Source organism: Anaerorhabdus sp., from assembly GCF_036637135.1.
Lineage (GTDB): Bacteria > Bacillota_I > Bacilli_A > Erysipelotrichales > Erysipelotrichaceae > Anaerorhabdus.
This window is the reverse complement of sequence record NZ_JAVWNC010000003.1, coordinates 50,338-69,302: the sequence shown is the minus strand read 5'-3', so window position 1 is coordinate 69,302 and position 18,965 is coordinate 50,338. Positions and strand designations below refer to the sequence as shown.

15 protein-coding genes and 1 other annotated feature are annotated in these 18,965 nt (G+C 32.9%); of the genes, 1 reads left to right on the top strand and 14 read right to left on the bottom strand.

Features of this window, described 5'->3' with window-relative positions; genetic code table 11:
• Positions 1 to 112 precede the first annotated feature (112 nt).
• From frr to RR643_RS01035, 12 genes are all read right to left on the bottom strand, one after another.
• Positions 113 to 661 (bottom strand): ribosome recycling factor, encoded by a 549-nt coding sequence (gene frr, locus RR643_RS01090; protein WP_332469017.1) that lies wholly within the window; start codon positions 659 to 661, stop codon positions 113 to 115.
• Entirely contained in the window at positions 662 to 1,375 is a 714-nt protein-coding gene (gene pyrH / locus RR643_RS01085) for a UMP kinase (protein WP_332469018.1), read from the bottom strand.
• Positions 1,376 to 1,537: 162 nt separating this feature from the next.
• A complete protein-coding gene (locus RR643_RS01080; protein WP_332469019.1) occupies positions 1,538 to 2,011 on the bottom strand; it encodes a glutathione peroxidase in 474 nt (157 codons plus the stop codon).
• A 91-nt stretch (positions 2,012 to 2,102) separates the two neighbouring features.
• Positions 2,103 to 3,842 (bottom strand): aspartate--tRNA ligase, encoded by a 1,740-nt coding sequence (aspS, locus tag RR643_RS01075; protein ID WP_332482054.1) that lies wholly within the window; start codon positions 3,840 to 3,842, stop codon positions 2,103 to 2,105.
• Between the two features lie 12 nt (positions 3,843 to 3,854).
• Positions 3,855 to 5,147, bottom strand: coding sequence for a histidine--tRNA ligase (gene hisS / locus RR643_RS01070; RefSeq protein ID WP_332482053.1), 1,293 nt, complete (start codon positions 5,145 to 5,147; stop codon positions 3,855 to 3,857).
• A gap of 42 nt (positions 5,148 to 5,189) precedes the next feature.
• Positions 5,190 to 5,391 (bottom strand) — a binding site (T-box leader).
• Between the two features lie 35 nt (positions 5,392 to 5,426).
• Complete coding sequence (locus tag RR643_RS01065; RefSeq protein WP_332469022.1) at positions 5,427 to 5,876, bottom strand: hypothetical protein; 450 nt, start codon at positions 5,874 to 5,876, stop codon at positions 5,427 to 5,429.
• 10 nt (positions 5,877 to 5,886) lie between these two features.
• Positions 5,887 to 8,097 carry a RelA/SpoT family protein gene (locus RR643_RS01060; RefSeq protein ID WP_332469023.1) on the bottom strand — a complete coding sequence of 737 codons (2,211 nt, stop codon included), beginning with the start codon at positions 8,095 to 8,097 and terminating at the stop codon, positions 5,887 to 5,889.
• Positions 8,098 to 8,146: 49 nt separating this feature from the next.
• Positions 8,147 to 8,662 carry an adenine phosphoribosyltransferase gene (locus RR643_RS01055; RefSeq protein WP_332469024.1) on the bottom strand — a complete coding sequence of 172 codons (516 nt, stop codon included), beginning with the start codon at positions 8,660 to 8,662 and terminating at the stop codon, positions 8,147 to 8,149.
• 48 nt (positions 8,663 to 8,710) lie between these two features.
• Positions 8,711 to 10,300: a single-stranded-DNA-specific exonuclease RecJ gene (locus RR643_RS01050; protein ID WP_332469025.1), complete on the bottom strand. Its 1,590-nt coding sequence runs from the start codon at positions 10,298 to 10,300 to the stop codon at positions 8,711 to 8,713.
• Complete coding sequence (murD, locus tag RR643_RS01045; RefSeq protein WP_332482052.1) at positions 10,290 to 11,606, bottom strand: UDP-N-acetylmuramoyl-L-alanine--D-glutamate ligase; 1,317 nt, start codon at positions 11,604 to 11,606, stop codon at positions 10,290 to 10,292. The genes RR643_RS01050 and murD overlap by 11 nt, the downstream gene beginning before the upstream one ends.
• Complete coding sequence (locus tag RR643_RS01040) at positions 11,603 to 12,964, bottom strand: hypothetical protein (RefSeq protein WP_332469027.1); 1,362 nt, start codon at positions 12,962 to 12,964, stop codon at positions 11,603 to 11,605. Before RR643_RS01040 ends, murD begins: the two co-directional genes overlap by 4 nt.
• A 118-nt stretch (positions 12,965 to 13,082) precedes the next feature.
• Positions 13,083 to 15,098 (bottom strand): FAD-dependent oxidoreductase, encoded by a 2,016-nt coding sequence (locus tag RR643_RS01035; protein WP_332482051.1) that lies wholly within the window; start codon positions 15,096 to 15,098, stop codon positions 13,083 to 13,085.
• A gap of 176 nt (positions 15,099 to 15,274) precedes the next feature.
• Between RR643_RS01035 and RR643_RS01030 the strand changes: the two genes are divergently transcribed.
• Positions 15,275 to 16,288: a MerR family transcriptional regulator gene (locus tag RR643_RS01030; RefSeq protein ID WP_332482050.1), complete on the top strand. Its 1,014-nt coding sequence runs from the start codon at positions 15,275 to 15,277 to the stop codon at positions 16,286 to 16,288.
• Between the two features lie 58 nt (positions 16,289 to 16,346).
• On the opposite strand, the gene secD is transcribed toward RR643_RS01030, so the two are convergent.
• Together secD and RR643_RS01020 are read right to left on the bottom strand one after the other, a co-directional pair.
• Positions 16,347 to 18,641, bottom strand: a complete 2,295-nt coding sequence (secD, locus tag RR643_RS01025) for a protein translocase subunit SecD (protein ID WP_332469030.1) — start codon at positions 18,639 to 18,641, stop codon at positions 16,347 to 16,349.
• Positions 18,634 to 18,927 carry a post-transcriptional regulator gene (locus RR643_RS01020; protein ID WP_332469031.1) on the bottom strand — a complete coding sequence of 98 codons (294 nt, stop codon included), beginning with the start codon at positions 18,925 to 18,927 and terminating at the stop codon, positions 18,634 to 18,636. Before RR643_RS01020 ends, secD begins: the two co-directional genes overlap by 8 nt.
• Between the last annotated feature and the right edge of the window lie 38 nt (positions 18,928 to 18,965).

The following is an 18,965-nucleotide window of genomic DNA, read 5'->3' as shown; positions in this document are numbered from 1 at the left end:
TAACTATACTAATTTACTTGATTTCTTCTCCACCAACACTAGATTTTAAAGAACCTAAAGAAAAAGCACAAACAACTGTCTGTACTTTCTATCTCTTAATCTATTCTTTTTACTAGATTGTCATTACTTCTTTTTCTTTTGAAGCAGCGATTTCATCAATCTTCTTAATTGCTTCATCTGTTGCTTTTTGTACTTTATCTAAACAATCTTTTTCAAGATCTTCAGTTAGTGTATCATCTTTTTTAGCTGCTTCATTTGCATCACGTCTAAGATTTCTCACTTGAACTTTAGCTTCTTCAGCAAATTTTGATACTTTTTTACACATTTCTTTTCTTGTTTCTTCTGTAAGAGCTGGTACTGTTAAACGAATAACTGTTCCATCATTTTGAGGAGCAATACCTAAATTAGCTTCATTACATGCTTTTTCAATATTTTTTAAACTAGATGCATCATAAGGTTTAATAACTAGAGTTCTACCTTCTACTACCGAAATAGATGCGATTTGATTAACTGGAGTTGGTGATCCATAATAATCTACTTCAACATGATCAAGCATTGTTGTATTAGCACGTCCTGTACGAATTGATGTCAAGCTTTCTGAAAAGTGATTAATCACTTTATCCATTTTTTCTTTTGCTGTGTCTAGAACTAAATAAGCCATCTATTTTATCTCCTTCTTAATTACTGTTCCGATTTTTTCTTGCATTACTGCTTTTTTAATATTACCACGTTCATTCATGTTGAATACCACTAAATCTACTTTGTTATCCATACACATGCTTGTTGCGGTTGTATCCATGACTTGTAACTCTTGTTGAATTAAATCCATGTATGTTAATTGTTCAAATTTAACTGCTGTTTTATCTTTCTTTGGATCAGCACTATAAACACCATCTACTCCATTTTTAGCCATCAAGATAACATCAGCCTTAATTTCAGATGCTCTTAATGCTGCCGTTGTATCTGTTGAGAAATATGGATTTCCAGTTCCTCCACCAAATATGACCACACGTCCTTTTTCAAGATGTCTAAGTGCACGTCGAACTATAAATGGTTCTGCAATCTTGTTCATTTCAATTGCTGTTTGTACTCGTGTTGGAACCCCTGCTTGCTCAAGTGCCCCTTGAACTGCTAGCGCATTAATCACAGTTGCTAACATTCCCATGTAATCACCTTGAACTCGATCTATTCCAATACTTTCAGCTGTTTTACCACGGATAAAGTTTCCTCCGCCCACTACAATTGCTAAATCGACTCCTTGTTCGTGTATTTCTTTAATTTCATCAGCTAGATTTTTTAAAATCTCTGGGTCAAAGTTATTACCATTTGCAGATAACGCTTCCCCACTTAACTTTAATAAGACTCTACGATACATTGAAATAACCGCCTCTCTTTCACAAAGAAAAGGTTTCACTCATCGATTATTATGATCAAGTAACACCTTAATTTCCGTTGTAATTATATCGTACTTTTAGACCCTATGCAATAAATCGGACATGATTTGAAAGAAAAAAGAACTGAATTTACATTCAGCTCTCTATAACAACTCTTTAATAGCTCTTTCAATTGTTAAAAAATCTTCAGTTGGCTCAAAACGCATAATTACTTCACCATCACGATTTAATAAGAATTTTGTAAAATTATATTCGATTTCATCATCGAATAATCCACCTCTTTGTGTTTTTAATAATTCATATAAAGGTGATTGATTTTCTCCATTCACATTTATCTTCTCGAATTGTGGAAACTTAACATCATATTCCTTTACGCAAAAATCATGAATTTCTGAGCTAGTTTCAGGTGCTTTACCATTTAATTGGTCACAAGGAAAATCTAAAATTTCTAAACCTTGGTCATGAAACAGATCATACATTTCTTTCAAATATACGTATTGAGGAGTATGTTGACAATGAGTCGCTGTATTTACTATAAGAAGCACTTTCCCCTTATAATCTTGAAGTGATACTTCTTTTCCATCATGACTCTTTACTTTTAAATCATATATTTTCATATAATTCCTCCTATAATTTTATTATAGACTCCTTTAGTCAAATGTCACTTGATGTACTCTTATAAAAGAAAACCCTATCCGAAGATAGAGCTTACTTATTTAAGTTAATACCTAACTCTTTTAATTGTTTTTGATCAACTGCATTTGGTGCTTCACTCATCAAATCAGATGCACTTGCAGTTTTAGGGAAAGCCACAACATCACGAATGTTATCCGTACCTGACAGAATCATAATTAAACGTTCTAATCCAATACCTACTCCACCATGAGGAGGTGTTCCATATTTAAATGCTTCTAAGAACCAGCCGAATTTATCCTTTGCTTCTACAAGTGACATACCGATTGCTTCAAATACTTTTGCTTGTACCTTTTGATCATGTATACGAATTGAACCACTCAATAATTCATAACCATTTAATACTAAATCATAAGCACGTGAATAACAGTTTTCTTGATTACTCATCAATTTATCTACATCTTCTAAATTTGGAGATGTAAATGGATGATGTGCTGCTACCCAACGATTCTCATCTTCTGAATATTCGAACATCGGAAAATTCGTTACCCATAAGAAATTAAATTGAGTCTCATCAATAAGTCCTAAATCATGACCAAGTTTATTACGTATAGCACCAAGTGATGTTTGAGCAACCTTTTTCTTATCCGCAATAAACAATAACATATCATTTTCTTCTAATTCAAAATGATTAATTAGTGCTGTCTTTTCATCATCACTCACAACCTTAGCAATAGAACCACTTAGTTCTTGGTTACTGTATTTTAAGTATGATAGTGCTTTAGCGCCATATACCTTTGCATAATCTTGCAATTTATCTAAATCTTTACGTGAGAATTTATCTCCTCCATTTTTCAAACAAATAGCGTTAATAATTCCATTTGATTCAATAATATTCTTAAAGATTTCAAAAGTAGTATTTTTAAACAACTCAGTAACATTATTCAGTTCTAATCCAAAACGTGTATCCGGTTTATCACTACCATAACGACTCATTGCTTCAACATAAGTCAACCGTTTAAATTCTGGTAAATCAATATGCTTAATTTCTTTAAAGATTTCTCTCATCAAAGATTCAACTATACTCCAAACATCTTCTTCATCCACAAAGCTCATTTCAATATCGATTTGAGTGAATTCTGGTTGACGATCAGCTCTTAAATCTTCATCACGGAAACAACGAGCAATTTGGAAATATTTTTCCATTCCACCTACCATCAATAATTGTTTATACAACTGTGGTGATTGTGGTAATGCATAGAATTTTCCATTACTAATACGACTTGGCACTAAGTAGTCACGCGCACCTTCTGGCGTACTCTTACATAGAATAGGAGTTTCAATTTCAACAAACCCCAACTTTGATAAGAAGTTACGTGCAAGCAAACATACTTGATGACGAAGAATTAAGTTATTTTTAATTTGATTACGACGAATATCTAGGTAACGATATTTTAGACGTGTATCTTCTAATGCATCCGTTTCATCCGCTACGATAATTGGTGTTGTTTCTGCAGTGTTAATGATATTTACAGATTGTACTTTAATTTCAATTTCACCCGTAGGAAGTTTTGGATTCTTATCTTTTCGTTCTGATACGATTCCTTCTACTTGAAGTACATATTCATTACGTACATCTTTTACAGACTCTTCCATTGTTTCATCAAATACCAATTGTACAATTCCTGAACGGTCTCTTAAATCAATAAATACAAGTGATCCTAAATTTCTTCTTTTCGCTACCCAACCAACTAGTGTAACTTGTTGGTTCACATTACTTAAGCGTAATTCACCATTTTGATGTGTTCTCTTCATTCTCTTATCTCCTTAGTGCTCATGACATTGGCAATCATGTTCTTCATTTAGAAAATGATCCAATGTATCTACGATTTCATCAATACTGATTGTTTTTTGTGTTTGTGATTCAATATGCTTCAATGTAACTTGATTATTCTTATATTCATCTTCACCAATGATAATACATACCTTGGCTTCTTTACGATCGACAGATTTAAATTGACTCTTCATTGAACGTTCTACAAAGTTTAAGTCAGTAATATATCCTGCTGCACGACAAATCGATGCGACTTGAATTGGTAATGAACCAACTTCGCCTAAACTCATTACATATACATCCAATGTAGGTTCAGGTTCAAATTCACAGTTTTCTGCTTCAGCCATTAATAATAATCGCTCTAGTCCAATCGCAAATCCAACACCTGACATTTCAGGCCCACCGAAATATTGCACAAGTCCATCATATCTTCCACCTGCAAAAATAGTAGATTGACTACCTGCTTCAGCATGAGTAGATACGACTTCAAATACAGTATGAGTATAGTAGTCAAGTCCTCTTACAAGTCGTTGATCTACTTCATATGGAATATCTAATGCATCTAACCCTGCACAAACTTGTTCAAAATACGCTTTTGATTCAGGAGTTAAATAATCACTTAGTTGTGGCACATCTTTCATCGAAGGATGATCTTTATCCACCTTACAGTCAAGTAAACGTAATGGATTTTGATCATAACGACGTTTACAATCTCCACATAACTCTTCTACATGGTCTTTAAAATGCGCTCTTAATGCCTCGCGATAAGCATTTCTACTTTCATCATCACCTAATGTATTTAATAATACTTTAATTGATGATAAACCCAATGTCTTCACTAGTGTGTATCCCAATGCAATTGTTTCCACATCAGCCATTGGACTTTTAACACCAATGTTTTCAACACCAAATTGATTAAATTGACGTTGCCTACCCTTTTGTGGACGTTCATATCTAAACATAGGTCCTACATAGTAAAATTTTGCAGGCATTTCCATACTTCCAAATAATTTGTGTTGAACAAAACTACGTACAACACCAGCAGTCCCCTCTGGTCTTAAGGTCAATGAATCACTACTAATTTGAAATGAATACATTTCTTTATTCACCATATCAGAACTGTCATTTTCTCTTTTAAATACACTCGTATCTTCAAAGATTGGTGTTCTTATTTCTTTGTAGTCATATAAAGTACAAAGAGTTTGAATCAAATCTTCTACTTGATGCCAACGATTTACCTCAGTTGCTAAAATATCATACGTTCCTCTTGCTGTTTGATAAGCCATTATTTCTCCTCCTTCTTTTTTAGAATATAAAAAGCGCCCTAATCTAAGGACGCTTAATTACGTGGTACCACCTTAGTTCATGTTTCCATGCACTTAAATCCTTAACGCGGAATACGATATCTCCTACTTAGTTCAGAAATACTTCTCAAAAGTGTCAATTATTTATAAAACTATAGAAACTTTCACCATGTGTTTCTTTCTCTATAATAGTTCTTCCAAATAACCTCTTTATCTTAGAATTTATATTACTATATCACTTCTTTTTTTATGAAACAAGTATTATTTAACTTCGCAATTGATGTTAATTGCTTTGTATGTTTCAGCGATTTTATCGATGTTGAATTTTCCATCAACTTTCATATCGTCAGTGAAACCAAAACCTAATAAAGTTTCATCATCCATTTTTGTAACATCGTAAGTTACTGTAATTGTTGCAGCAGTTTCATTTACTGAATACTCATAAGTTGCTCCATCAATTGCATTAATTTGCTCTTTTGAAGCATCTAATGCAGTAGTAATTGAATCAATGCTATCTTTTTGGTCTTCTGGGATTGCAATGACTGTTGTTTGTTTAAGTGATGTTAAACCAGCATCAGTAAATGTAAATGTCGAATCCATTGAAGCACCTTCAGCTTCTTGCTTACATGCTAAAGTTTGTGTTTTAGCTCCACCAGTTGAACAACCTGCAAGTACAAGTGCAACTAACGCAATTGCGATTAATTTTTTCATATATCTTCTCCTATAATATCTGTCTTTCTACAGAAATGACACTATTGACCTTTTTTAAGTTAGCAATGACATTTTGTAAATGTTCAATATCATCTACTAGTATATTCATTTTTGTCGTTGCGGTCAAATCTTCACTATTTACAACTGAGTTGATTCCCATTAAATTAGCTTTACATTGAGACACGACAGTCACAATATCAGTAATTAAGAAATTACGATCGTGTGATAAACAAGTTAAATTAGCCTCATATTGTTGTCTTGAGATATTATCATCCCATTCAACTTCAATAAGTCGACTCTTTGCGCCTTGAATATTTGGACAATCTTTTCGATGAACCTTAACTCCTTGTCCTTTTGTTATATATCCAATGATTTCATCCCCATACACAGGATTACAACACCCTGCAAGTGACATCATCATCGAATCAACACCAGACACTTTTAATCCTGATTTCGATGTTGTCTTTTTTGGCGTATGTTCACGATTTAAAATTCTCGACAATGCATTGGTTTCCAGCACGCTACGTTTTTGGTTGGTAAGTTTTTCCACAACATTTTGAGGTGAGATTGACTTAACCGCGATTGCATACATAAAATCCACATAACTACTAACTTGGAATTGTTGGAAAATTGCTTCTATTTTCTTCTTTTCCATGAATTCTTTATCATCAAAACCGCGCTTACGTAATTCATCTCGAAGGATTCCTTCACCAACTTCAACCTTTTCTTCACGACGTTCTACTTCTTTACGCATCAAATAAGACTTGATCTTACTCTTTGCTTGATTAGTTTTAACTACTTTCAACCAGTCTTCACTTGGTCCAGGGAATTGCTTGGATGTCCTAATTTGTACGACATCCCCTGTTTTAAGGACTGTATTTAATGGTACCAATGTTTCATTAACAATTGCACCTACACATGCGTGTCCAACTTCGGTATGAACACGATATGCAAAGTCAATTGGTGTCGAACCATTTGGCAAATCAATAACTCGACCATTTGGTGTCATAACATATACATTGGCTTCAAAGACATCTTTTTGTAGACGATCCATATATTCAACAGGACTGTCTTCTTCTTGTTCATTGGTTAAATTTGCAAAGTCTTTGAACCATGTTAATTTTTCTTCAATTTCTTTTTGTTCACGACGAGAATCATATTTAGAACCTTCTTTGTATCGCCAGTGAGCAGCAACCCCTTGTTCAGCAATAGAGTCCATGTTCTCTGTTCGTATTTGTACTTCAAAGATTCTACCCTCATCACCAACGATTGTCGTATGAAGTGATTGATACATGTTCATCTTAGGCATCGCAACATAATCTTTTAACCTACCCGGTATTGGTCGATAAGTTGCATGAATATGTCCTAATATTTCATAACAGTTTAATTCCGTTTTTGTAACTATACGAATTGCCAATAAATCTAGTATTTCTTCGAATCGTTTCCCTTTGGTTTTCATTTTTTTGTAAATACTATACAAATGTTTACTACGACCAAATATTCTAAACTCAATCTTATTTAAAGTTAATAAGTCTGATATATCTTGAATCATATGTTTTACTTGCTCATCACGTTCCGCTTTTTTTGCTTCAACAAGATGTGCAATTTGATAATACATATCCCGATCCAGATAAAAGAAACTTAAATCTTCTAATTCATTCTTGATTTCACTAATACCTAAACGATGCGCAATTGGTGCATAAACTTCTAATGTTTCTGCTGCGATTCGTTTTTGTTTTTCTTCTGGCATGTATTGAAGTGTGCGCATATTGTGCAAACGATCCACAAGTTTAATTAAAATAACACGAATATCTCTTGCCATCGCAATAAATATCTTACGGTGATTGGCAGCTAAATATTCCTTCTCATCCTTGAATTGAATATTACCAATCTTGGTAACACTTTCAACAAGTCCAGTTACTTCTTCATCAAATTGTCTTACTAATTCTTCACGAGGAACATCACAGTCTTCTAACACATCATGCAATAACCCTGCAGCTATTGTTCTTGGTCCACAATGAAGCACAGCTAAAATATATCCTACATTTAATGCATGTATAATATATGGCTCACCACTTTTACGAAACTGTCCATCATGTTTTTCAGTTGCATAATCAATTGACTTCGCGATAATTCTTAAACTTTCTTCATTATGAATATACTCTTTTGAAGCATTTAAAATATCATCTTTTGTCACCATTTTAGTAGTATTAGTTGACATATTGGTTCCTCCTTTCTTGTAAAAAAACCGAAGATTCCTCTTCGATTATTTATTCATAAGACATAACCGTAAAGACATTATAATTACCCAATGCCTTACGACCCTCTAAACCTAATAATTCAATTAAGAATGCACATCCAACAACTTCTCCGCCCATTTCTTCAACAAGTTTAATTGTTGCCTCAACAGTACCACCAGTCGCTAACAAATCATCAACAATAAGAACTTTTTGTCCTTTTTTAATTGAGTCTGCATGCATGTGTAATTCATTTGAACCATATTCTAGGTCATATTTATAGCTAATCGTTTTACGAGGAAGTTTACCAGGTTTACGAACTGGTACAAATCCAATTTTCATATTTACTGCAACAGGACATCCAAAGATAAACCCTCTTGATTCAGGACCTACAATAATTTCTGCACCACATTTTAAGGCAAACTCTTCAATTAAACGTGTAGCTTCAAAAAATGCTTCTCCATCATTCATTAATGGTGTGATGTCACGAAACAGTACCCCTTCGATAGGGAAATTTGGAATCTCTGCAATATATTTTTTTAAATCCATTGATTGTGCCTCCTAATTAACAGTACAATTATACACTATTATAAATACTTATTCTATTGTTTTAACAATTAACGAACACTTTTTACGTCCTAAAAAGTCATTGATTGTGCACTCTCCATACACAGTCTTTAATTTTTCTACATTAACACTTGGATCTACTTCAAACCAAATGGCCTCAATGTTATTTTCAAATTGAATTTTTAAGAACTTTTGTTTAATTAATTGTGTCTTCTTAATTTTCAAGCCTTCTATTGCAAATACAACCTCATTGAATCCTTGCCCAAATGGCGCAAGACTTAGATATTCAGTAATTGCGGATAAAGATAAGTCAGATTCATGAATAACACAAGCAGTTTCATATGATTCTTCTTGTATGTCAATATTTGCGAATTTATTCTTTATCTTTTGTTTGAATTGTTCAAATTTATCTTTTTTGACAGTGCATCCGATTGCGCCACTATGACCACCAAAGTTCACGAATTCCTCTTCAAATCCATTTTGAAAGAAACTATATAAATCGAATCCATTCGCAGTTCTACCACTACCCTTAACCACTTCATCCATTTCACAAAAGACTAGCGAAGGTTTGTGATATTTGTTCGCAAGTTTACCTGCAACTAGACCAACTAATCCCTCATGGAAACGTTCATCAGAAACTATGATAAAATCATCATCTAAATTTTTCTTTTCAGCTAAGACATTCATTTGTAAAGTTATTTGTTTTCTTTGATTGTTTAATTCATTCATTTGCATTGCGAATTGTTTAATTTCAGTTGGGTTATTTTGTAGAAAGAATTTTACTACATTATTTGGATTTGCGACTTCTTGTAGTCTTCCCACAGCATTTAACTTTGGTACGACTTGATATGCGATATCTTTTTCCGTTACAACTGTAGTTGTATCCAACAATGCATCTAGATGTGGTACTAAATGTTGATTAATAATCTCTAAGCCAAGTCGAACAATAATTCGGTTTTCACCCCATAGGTTCATAATATCTCCCATAGTTGCAACACAAGCTAAAGCAATGTGTTTTGGATTAGCACCTATCAATTGATTTGCAACTTGTAACGTTACACCAGCTCCTGACAATCCCTTAAAGGGTTCATCAAAGTAATCTGGATGTAAACAATATGTGCATTGTGGTTTCTCTTCAATTTCATGATGATCCATGATAATGACTTCAATCCCTAATTGTTTTGCTTTTTCTAAGGCTTCGTAAGCTTTAACACCATTATCAACAGTAATTATAATTTTATAACCTTTATCATAAGCAAGTTGCACAATATTTGGATGTAATCCATAACCTTCCTTAAATCGATTTGGAATATAATATCCATTTTCAATACCTAAAATTGTAAGCGTGTCTACCATAATTGATGTAGCACATAATCCATCAGCATCATAATCTCCACCAACAAATATTTTTTCATTGTTTGTTTTTGCTTGTTGTATTCGTTCACACACAAGTTTCAATATTTCAGATGAGTTCTCTGTTAGTTTTATCGGATGATCTAGTAATTGTTTTATTTGATCATCATTACATTCACGAAAAGCCAACACCTTGCTTACAAGTGTGCTGGTTTTATATTGTTCTTCAATTTTTGATGCATCTACATCTATTTTTTTATATTTCATTATTTTCTACCAATTCTTTAAATACATCTCCACGTTCTTCAAAGTTTTTGAAGTATCCATAGCTTGCCGAAGCTGGTGATAACAAACATGATTTACCTGGAGACGTAATCTTCTTCGCAAGCCCTACTGCATCCTTTAAATCCTTTACCCATATCGCTTCTCTTTCTGTACGATCAGTCCATAAACCAAACATTCTTTCACCTGATGCATACATAAAGATGACATGCGGAACTTTTTTTTCAATCAAAAAATCAATAAGTTCATCATAATCTATACCTCGATCTAATCCACCTACTAACACAGTATCTACATCATTCAACGAAGTAATTGCTTGTATTGTTGATTGACAAATCGTTGATATGGAATCATCAATATACCGTATCCCATTATGAACTCCAATATTTTCTAATCGATGTTTTAACGTTTGAAATGTTGCGATTGCTTCTAAGAAATCTTGATTGCTTATATCAAAATAGTTCGATGCTATTGCATATACAATCGCCATATTGTAGTAATTGTGGTGTCCAATTAATGAAACACGGGTCGTATCAACTATCAATGTGCCAATAGAATTAACCAATTTATTTTCAATTGCATAAATATCTCCAGTTTCATCCATTGACGCAAGGAGGGGATGTTTTGCTTTATTTATTTGATCAATGCAGTTAGCATTAATAATCGCAATATCATCCGACTCTTGATGCAAGAATACATTTTCCTTTGCTGCACAATATTTTTCGAAAGTACCATAATGATCCAAATGTTCTTCAAATAGATTCAAAAGAACTCCAATATGTGGTGAATCTTTTGCATACTCTAATTGATGACATGATATCTCAAAAACGACAATTGAATCCTCTTTCAAATCATGAATAATATTGAAACAAGGAACACCAATATTCCCTACTAAAAAAACTGAACTATAACCACGACTTAATACGTGATACAAAAGCGAGCTTGTTGTGCTTTTTCCTTTAGTACCTGTAATTCCAATTGTTTGTTTCTTATAGTATTTAAGAAAAATTTGAGACTGACTACTTAATTTATCAAATGGAAAATGATCATCTGTAATCACAATACCCGGACTTTTCATTATTAAATCATATTCATCAAAACTGGTATCTTGTGTTAGTTTAATTTCACAATTTATATCATCGAGATAAATTTCTTTATCATCAATAATTGTGATTAATTGATTTTGTAAAATACTTCTAATAAAATTGAAAGTTGATTTACCTTCTAAACCAAATCCCCAAATAGCGATTTTTTTACCTTCAAACTCGTTCTTAATTTCATTACTTATCATTTGAATGATTCCTCAACTTTATTTTTAACTAATTGTAATAAATGTTCAGGGATTTGATGTTCCCCATTCCATTCTTCTTTAATATCATTTAATGATACTAAATCAATTGCACCTACTTTTTCTAAATACATTTGATAAAGGATTCCAAGCTTTTGATTTGTTTGTAGACGTTGTTCAATACCTAAACTAATTGCACTTACAACTTCCTCACGTGTTCCTACACACTCAAATGGCTTGTTTTCACTTAACCCACATAGCTCCATGAATATCGGAAATAACTCTGCATTATTTAACATATCTTCTTTAAATATTGAAATACACTCTTCATCGCTTAAATAGGCAGCCATTAATAAGTATACAAATAAACACTTCGCACAATGACAACACCAAATTTCTTGTTTACTACCCACATTACAACTCTTAAATACCGAATGATATTGTGGTGTTAAAGAAAATATCTTTGCAATTTGAAGTTCAGATAATGGTCTTAATAAACTAAAATATTCTATCTCGGGTAGTAAATATTTTTGACTATACTCATTGAAGTCTTTTTCAAACTCATAACTCTTAGAATATTGATGATTTACCGTATCATTTAATACCGTTGATTCATTTGCACTAGCTTCATTTGATAAACAAATATATCTTTTTTGATTCAATACTGCTGCAAGAGTCGATGCAAAGGCTACCATTGCTGAAAAAGGAGTGTGACCATTTAAGTATCCTTTTTTGTTCAGTTCTAACATTCTAGGATCCAATGTTCTACTTACATAAATTAATTTATCTTTGTATCCTGCCGCTTCACTTGCATGAATTGCAGACATTACTTTATTAATAACAAAAGCATCATTTTGATCATAAAGTGATTTTAAGATTTCAAGAGAAACAAAAGAATCCTTACCACCACCAACTGGTACAAGTTGACCATCATAGTTTTGAATAAGATGATTTCCACTAATCTTATCCCCTACGCTCTGTATTGATACAAAATCGTCAAACTTTGGATTAATTTGATTGATATAAAAGAACTCTCCTAATCCATGGAAGTATAACTTCTTCCACCATTGAATTTGTTCATGATTTAATGCCCCACATTGAATTATCAAATTAGGAGAACATGTTATTTTCCAATAACTAATACATTCTACTAATCCAAGCGAAAAAACCAATTCACGAACAATTCTCTTATCATGAAAAGATTGCGTCCCTCTTTTTGGAATGCTATAAGTCGGGTTGAAAGCTTCAAGACCTTCAATCTCAAAATCATAAGTTATTTTAAACTCGTTATCATTCTCTTCAATATGAAAATCACGATATACAAAGTTTGGATATATTTGTCTTAGTTCACTATAATTCATCAGTATACCTCTCGTACTATAGTATACCTCAAAATCATGTTTTTTTGATAATAAAGCATTCGATATTCAAAAGAAAAAGTGAAGATAGTTTGTATAAAGAATCTTCACCTTATAAAATTTATTTTAACTTCGCAGCGTTTTCACCTGCAACTAACCCAAAATAAACACTTCCAGAAATCGCAACTCCACAACCTGGGTATTCTGTTCCAAATAAGCCTGGAAAAGCAGTTTCCCCTGCTGCAAATAGGTTAGATATAGGTTGATTATTTTGATCAAGAACTTGAGCATTTTCATCAATCACTATACCACCAAATGTAACAGTTACTGCTGGCATCAATTTCAATGCGTAATATTGTTCTCCTTCAATTGGATATAAGAATTCCGCTGGTTTACCAAAATCTTCATCTTTTTGGTTTTTTGCGAATCCATTATAGCGATCAATTGTTTCTTGAAGAACCTTTGCATCTACTTCCATTAACTGTGCTAATTCTTCAATTGATGCAGCTTTTAATGTCTTATCTTGTGTCATAGCATATTGTACAGTTGGGGTAGGATCATTTGCAGTTGCGATATACCAACCATTTGTACTACCAGTTTTTGCCAAAGCATCTCCAACATGATATTGATAGCTATATTCGTTGACGAATCTTTTTCCATCCATAGTAACAATTAATCCAGCTTCTTCATTAATTCCAGTACCAGAATTAAAATCTAAGAAAACTGTTTGTGTTGCTGGATATTCTTCAATTTGTCCACCAATTTTTTCAACCATTTTGATTCCATCACCAACATTACCCGTTGGAACTGAAGTTACATAGAAAGGAAATTCAGTTTCATATGATCGAACCATTTCTTTATTTTGTGCATATCCACCTGTTGCGATAATAACTGCATTCGCATGAACTGTTACTTTTGAACCATCGGGTTTTACTCCTATTACCCCAACGGCTTCTTGTTTATCATTCATAATTATTTCATTTACAGTTGTATTGTAAACAATATCTCCATCTAAATCCTTATATTCCTCATATAAAGGCACCGTGATATTACCACCAAAACCATCAGTCATACCGCCTCCACCAAGAGTGTTATGTACACGATTTGGCTCAATTGATTTATGAATAGGTTCTACATTTATTACATTAACTCCTAAATCAATCATCCAATTGTAAACATCTAACGCATTGTCAGTAAATGCTTTTAACTTAACATCATCAATGTATTCACCACCTATTTCTTTTAGATAGTTATACATCATTTCATCATTGTCAGATATCCCTGCTTCTTTTTGAATGTCAGTTCCTGCCGCCATAACTTTTCCACCAGAACGTGTTGTTGCTCCACCAATGATTCCTTGTTTTTCAACAACCAATACATCAGCACCATCTTGAGAAGCACGTATCGCAGCTGCAAGACCAGCACCACCTGCTCCCACAATTACAACATCAACTTCATAAGTTTCATCGATTGCCTTGCTCTCCATTGTTATCTCTTTTAATGCTTCTGAATCTGCACCTGCTTGTGTTGCTGCATCACTAACAGCAGTAAGAATTGCATTTGATGTAACTGTTGCTCCTGTAACTACATCCACTCCTAAACCCTGAGTTTCCACTATTTTAATTGGTAAAGACTCAACTGGAGATGTATCCATCCCTTGCCCAATACCAAGAGTTTCTGCTTGTTCAACTACCTTAACCGATAAAATCGATTTTTCATCAAATTCAACTTCAACTTTCACTTCCCCATGATATCCTGCACCAACACCTGTATATGTTCCTGCAGTATAAGAAATAGGTTTAGATGTAACACCATTCTTTAAATCTATAGCTTTATTGACTGCTGCGAATATTGCTTTTGATGTGACAGTTGCTCCTGTCTTTACATCGATATCTGTATTTCCTGCTTCCACAATCTTTGCAGGTAACTCTTCAATTGCAAGAGAACCAATACCTTCAGTTTCTCCATCACCTGTTACCTCGATACTTTTAATTTTGTCACCAGAGAAAGTAACTTTTGCTACTACTTCTCCACCATAACCCTTAGATGATCCTTCAAAAACAACTTCTTTGCTAGAACATCCAACCGTTGATACAGCCATCAAGAAGACGAGACAGCTAATAATCAGTTTTTTCATTTTCTTTCCTCCATTTGTAACTCAATTATAAAAGAAGCTCTTAAAGGACAGTCAAGTATGAAAAAAATACGCCTTTTTAAGCTACTTTGTGAAATAATTATAAATTTGTTAAGAAAATCACAAGATTTCATTGTTCAAACCGTTACCTTAGGTTATACTTTAATAGGTGATAAATGATGCGGATACAAGAAGTAATACAAATAACAGGATTAACTAAAAAAGCTATTCACTTCTATATTGAGAAAAATTTGATCAATCCTACTAAAAATAGTAATAATGGTTATTACGATTTGGATGATGAAGACTTACGGAAACTTAAATTAATCTGTTTATTTAGACAGATTGGTTTTTCAATAGAAACTATACAAGAAATATTCACTTTTCCAACAATGACAAATTATTTTTTTCATCGACAAGTAAATCTACTTAAGCATAAAATTATAGAAAATCAAAAGCAACTGGAAAATCTTTGTTCAATTATAGAGTCTATCCCTCCAAATGCAACTCCAGAATATATTTGTGATAATTATTCAATATCTAAATTACTCGATGAACCGACAAACAACTACATTGAAACCTTATTTCCATGTAATGATGCAAGGATGATTGCTATCTTAATACTTGCACCATTTCTTGATATCCATGTAGATGAATATCGTAAGTTTTTATGGGATCGTATCTCTTCAGAATTACAACTACAATTTAAAGATAATTTAATCTATTTACAACGAATTATATATAGTCAATCTGCAATTGAAATTAATACTACTTCAAGCCAATCATATAAACTTTTCATGGATTTAAGCATCTCTTCCTCATTTGAAGAATTCCAACAATATTTAATGCAACGATGCCATGAACTCATTAATAATCAGTCCCTGTTATTGCGTTGGACTATATTATATCAGCCTATCCTTTTACCATTACAAGGGTTCTACAAAAATATCTCAGAATTAATGTCTGCATATAGTCCACGATATGAGTCATGTAATAAAAAATTAAATATCCTCGTAAATGATGTAGCTAGACAAATTAAAAGTGATTCATTGTTCTATGAACAAATCATGACAATTTGTCCGTTACAAGAACTGACTTCTTCTTTGTATCTCATTTTTTGGTTTAGCTATAGTTTTATTAGTTCATGCCCAGAACCCATATTACAAGACATTAAAAGAAAATCTACAATTTAAATTTGCACAAAAAAAACAACTATATTTTATATATAGCTGTTTTTTAATATTTAATCAATTACGCATTAATTCCTTTGATAGTATATTCATCAAGTTCTTCACGTTTTGCTTTTGATTTTTTCTTTGGTTTGTCTTTCACATGTGTACGGATATAGAACCAAATTTGTGGAGCAATGAAGACACTTGATAAAGTACCTGCAATTAATCCGACAAACATTGCAAATGTGAATGTAAAGATTGCATTTGATCCTAACAACAATAAGCATATGATAGGTAAAATAGTTGTAATTGAACTATATACTGAACGAACAATCGTATTATCTAATGCTTCATTAACTACACCTCGATAGAAATCAGGTGTAAGTTTAGCACTCTTCGCATTATTTAAATCTTCACGAACACGATCGAATACTACAATTGAGTTATTAATTGAATATCCAATGATAGCCAAGATAACTGAAATAAGTTCGGTATTGAATTCTAAACGGAAAATTACGAAGACTGCAATAACAATTCCCACGTCATGTAATAGCGCAACAATACAACTTACAGCATAATCCCATTTAAATCGTAATGTAATATAAACTAACATTGCAACCCAAGCCAATAGACTTAATAGAATTGCATTTTTTACTAAATCTCTACCAACAACTGGAGTTACCACGTTATCCCCTGGTTCTTCACCATAGATACCCATGAATGTCGATTTAATTTCATCAAGTTGTTCAGTATTCAATGCATCTTTAATTGTTGCGTAAACTGCATTATCTCCTGAAGCTTGATACTTAACTTTGTCATAGCCTAAATCTTTAAATGTTGCTTCTACATCAGCAATATTCATCTTATCTGGAGAAGTAACAGTAATCTTCGTTCCACTTGAAAAATCAATTCCCAAATTAAGCGCACCCTTACCAGATGCCATATTAAATCCAGCTAAAGCAATTGCTACCGCAAAGATAGATAAGCTTACAATAATCATTTTCTTTGCATGTTTTAAGAAATCAATTTTATCAAATGGACCAAAATATGTTTGTTTTTCATTTTTCGATACATTAGGAATCTTTGTAACTTTTACTCCAAACCAACCTTTTTTATTATCTAACACACCAGAATTTACAAGTTGGTTCATAAGGAAACGAGATACTGCTACGTTAATAACCAATGTACAAATTACAGTAATCATCAACATTGTAGCGAAACCTTTTACTGCCCCATTACCAAACACATACATAATTAATCCTGCTAACAACGTAGTAAATTGAGCATCAAATATAGTAGAGAATGACAAATTTTGTCCTTCTTTAACTGCATTTTGCAAACTACGTCCTTTATATAATTCATCACGAATACGTTCGAATGTGATGATATTCGCATCAACAGTCATACCAACTCCAAGCACTAACGCAGCAATACCAGGAAGTGTAAATACCGCCCCCATTGCGCTATAGATAGCAAATACTGCAAAGATATAAACAGTTAACATAATACTTGCGATGACACCTGGTAAACGATAAATGAAAATCATAAATGCAAATACTAAGGATATACCAACAATACCGGCAAAGCTTGTAGATGCTAAAGCACCTAATCCATAATCAGCACTAACTACGTTACTAGAAATTTCAGTCATTTTAACTGGCAATGATCCTGAACTGATTAAATCAGCAAGTTCTCTTGCTTCAGCTTCTGTAAAGTTTCCCGAAATAATGGCATCACTATCTAATCTTTGTGTTACTTGAGCAGCACTGATGTACTTAGCTTCTCCACCATTTTGTAACTTAAGAGCTTCTTCTTTGTAGGAATCACCTTCAGAATAATCTAACCAAGTAACGATTAAATTATTACCAGAACCCATATTTGAAACTTTTTCAGTTAAATCACCAAATGCAGTTGTATCTGCAATTTTAAGAGAAACAACAGGATTTCCTTCTTGGAATCCCAGTGTAGCTCCGCCTTCTTGAATAATAGAAGCATCGCCTAGAAGTTCATCATTTATATCTCTAAATGTAAGATTTGCGGTAGCCGAAATCATACGACGTGCTTGGTCTTGATTTTCAACACCTGCAAGTTGCACACGAATACGGTTATCACCTTCAATAATAATTTGTGGTTCACTTACACCTAAAACATTGACACGTTTGCTGACACTCTTCGCAACAGCCGACATATCCGGTAATGTTCCACCTTCTTCTAATGGACTTACTTCATATAAAATCTCAAATCCACCTTGTAGGTCTAGCCCCAAAGTTAAATTCTTTGAAATTCCTTTTGAGAAGCCCAAGATAACAGCTGCAATAACTGCAATTGTTACGAAAAATACAACTAAACGTTTTGTCTTTGTATTTTTATTCATGTCTCTTTCCTCCTATTAGATCACTATAATCTGATAAATGCTTGTTATAACCTTCAATAATTGCCATTTTAGACAAGTATCTTACAATTTTATCTGCCGTTAAAGATAATATATCATTTACAGCATCGTGTAAAGACCTCGGGGGTTGATGAACCCACACAAATTGAAACAACACATCCTCTATATTTTGATAAGTTAAGTTAGGTAATTCTTCACGTTGAATTTGTTGTAATTTTAATACAATAGCCAATTCAATTTGCGAATTATGAACATCAAATTCTTGCACATTACCCCTCCTTAGTTTAATCAATTTTTATCTATTTC

Excerpts from the sequence above, each read along its gene's own strand:
- frr (WP_332469017.1), bottom strand. The coding sequence starts at position 661 with ATGGCTTATTTAGTTCTAGACACAGCAAAAGAAAAAATGGATAAAGTG.
- pyrH (WP_332469018.1), bottom strand. The coding sequence starts at position 1,375 with ATGTATCGTAGAGTCTTATTAAAGTTAAGTGGGGAAGCGTTATCTGCA.
- RR643_RS01080 (WP_332469019.1), bottom strand. The coding sequence starts at position 2,011 with ATGAAAATATATGATTTAAAAGTAAAGAGTCATGATGGAAAAGAAGTA.
- aspS (WP_332482054.1), bottom strand. The coding sequence starts at position 3,842 with ATGAAGAGAACACATCAAAATGGTGAATTACGCTTAAGTAATGTGAAC.
- hisS (WP_332482053.1), bottom strand. The coding sequence starts at position 5,147 with ATGGCTTATCAAACAGCAAGAGGAACGTATGATATTTTAGCAACTGAG.
- RR643_RS01065 (WP_332469022.1), bottom strand. The coding sequence starts at position 5,876 with ATGAAAAAATTAATCGCAATTGCGTTAGTTGCACTTGTACTTGCAGGT.
- RR643_RS01060 (WP_332469023.1), bottom strand. The coding sequence starts at position 8,097 with ATGTCAACTAATACTACTAAAATGGTGACAAAAGATGATATTTTAAAT.
- RR643_RS01055 (WP_332469024.1), bottom strand. The coding sequence starts at position 8,662 with ATGGATTTAAAAAAATATATTGCAGAGATTCCAAATTTCCCTATCGAA.
- RR643_RS01050 (WP_332469025.1), bottom strand. The coding sequence starts at position 10,300 with ATGAAATATAAAAAAATAGATGTAGATGCATCAAAAATTGAAGAACAA.
- murD (WP_332482052.1), bottom strand. The coding sequence starts at position 11,606 with ATGATAAGTAATGAAATTAAGAACGAGTTTGAAGGTAAAAAAATCGCT.
- RR643_RS01040 (WP_332469027.1), bottom strand. The coding sequence starts at position 12,964 with ATGAATTATAGTGAACTAAGACAAATATATCCAAACTTTGTATATCGT.
- RR643_RS01035 (WP_332482051.1), bottom strand. The coding sequence starts at position 15,098 with ATGAAAAAACTGATTATTAGCTGTCTCGTCTTCTTGATGGCTGTATCA.
- RR643_RS01030 (WP_332482050.1), top strand. The coding sequence starts at position 15,275 with ATGCGGATACAAGAAGTAATACAAATAACAGGATTAACTAAAAAAGCT.
- secD (WP_332469030.1), bottom strand. The coding sequence starts at position 18,641 with ATGAATAAAAATACAAAGACAAAACGTTTAGTTGTATTTTTCGTAACA.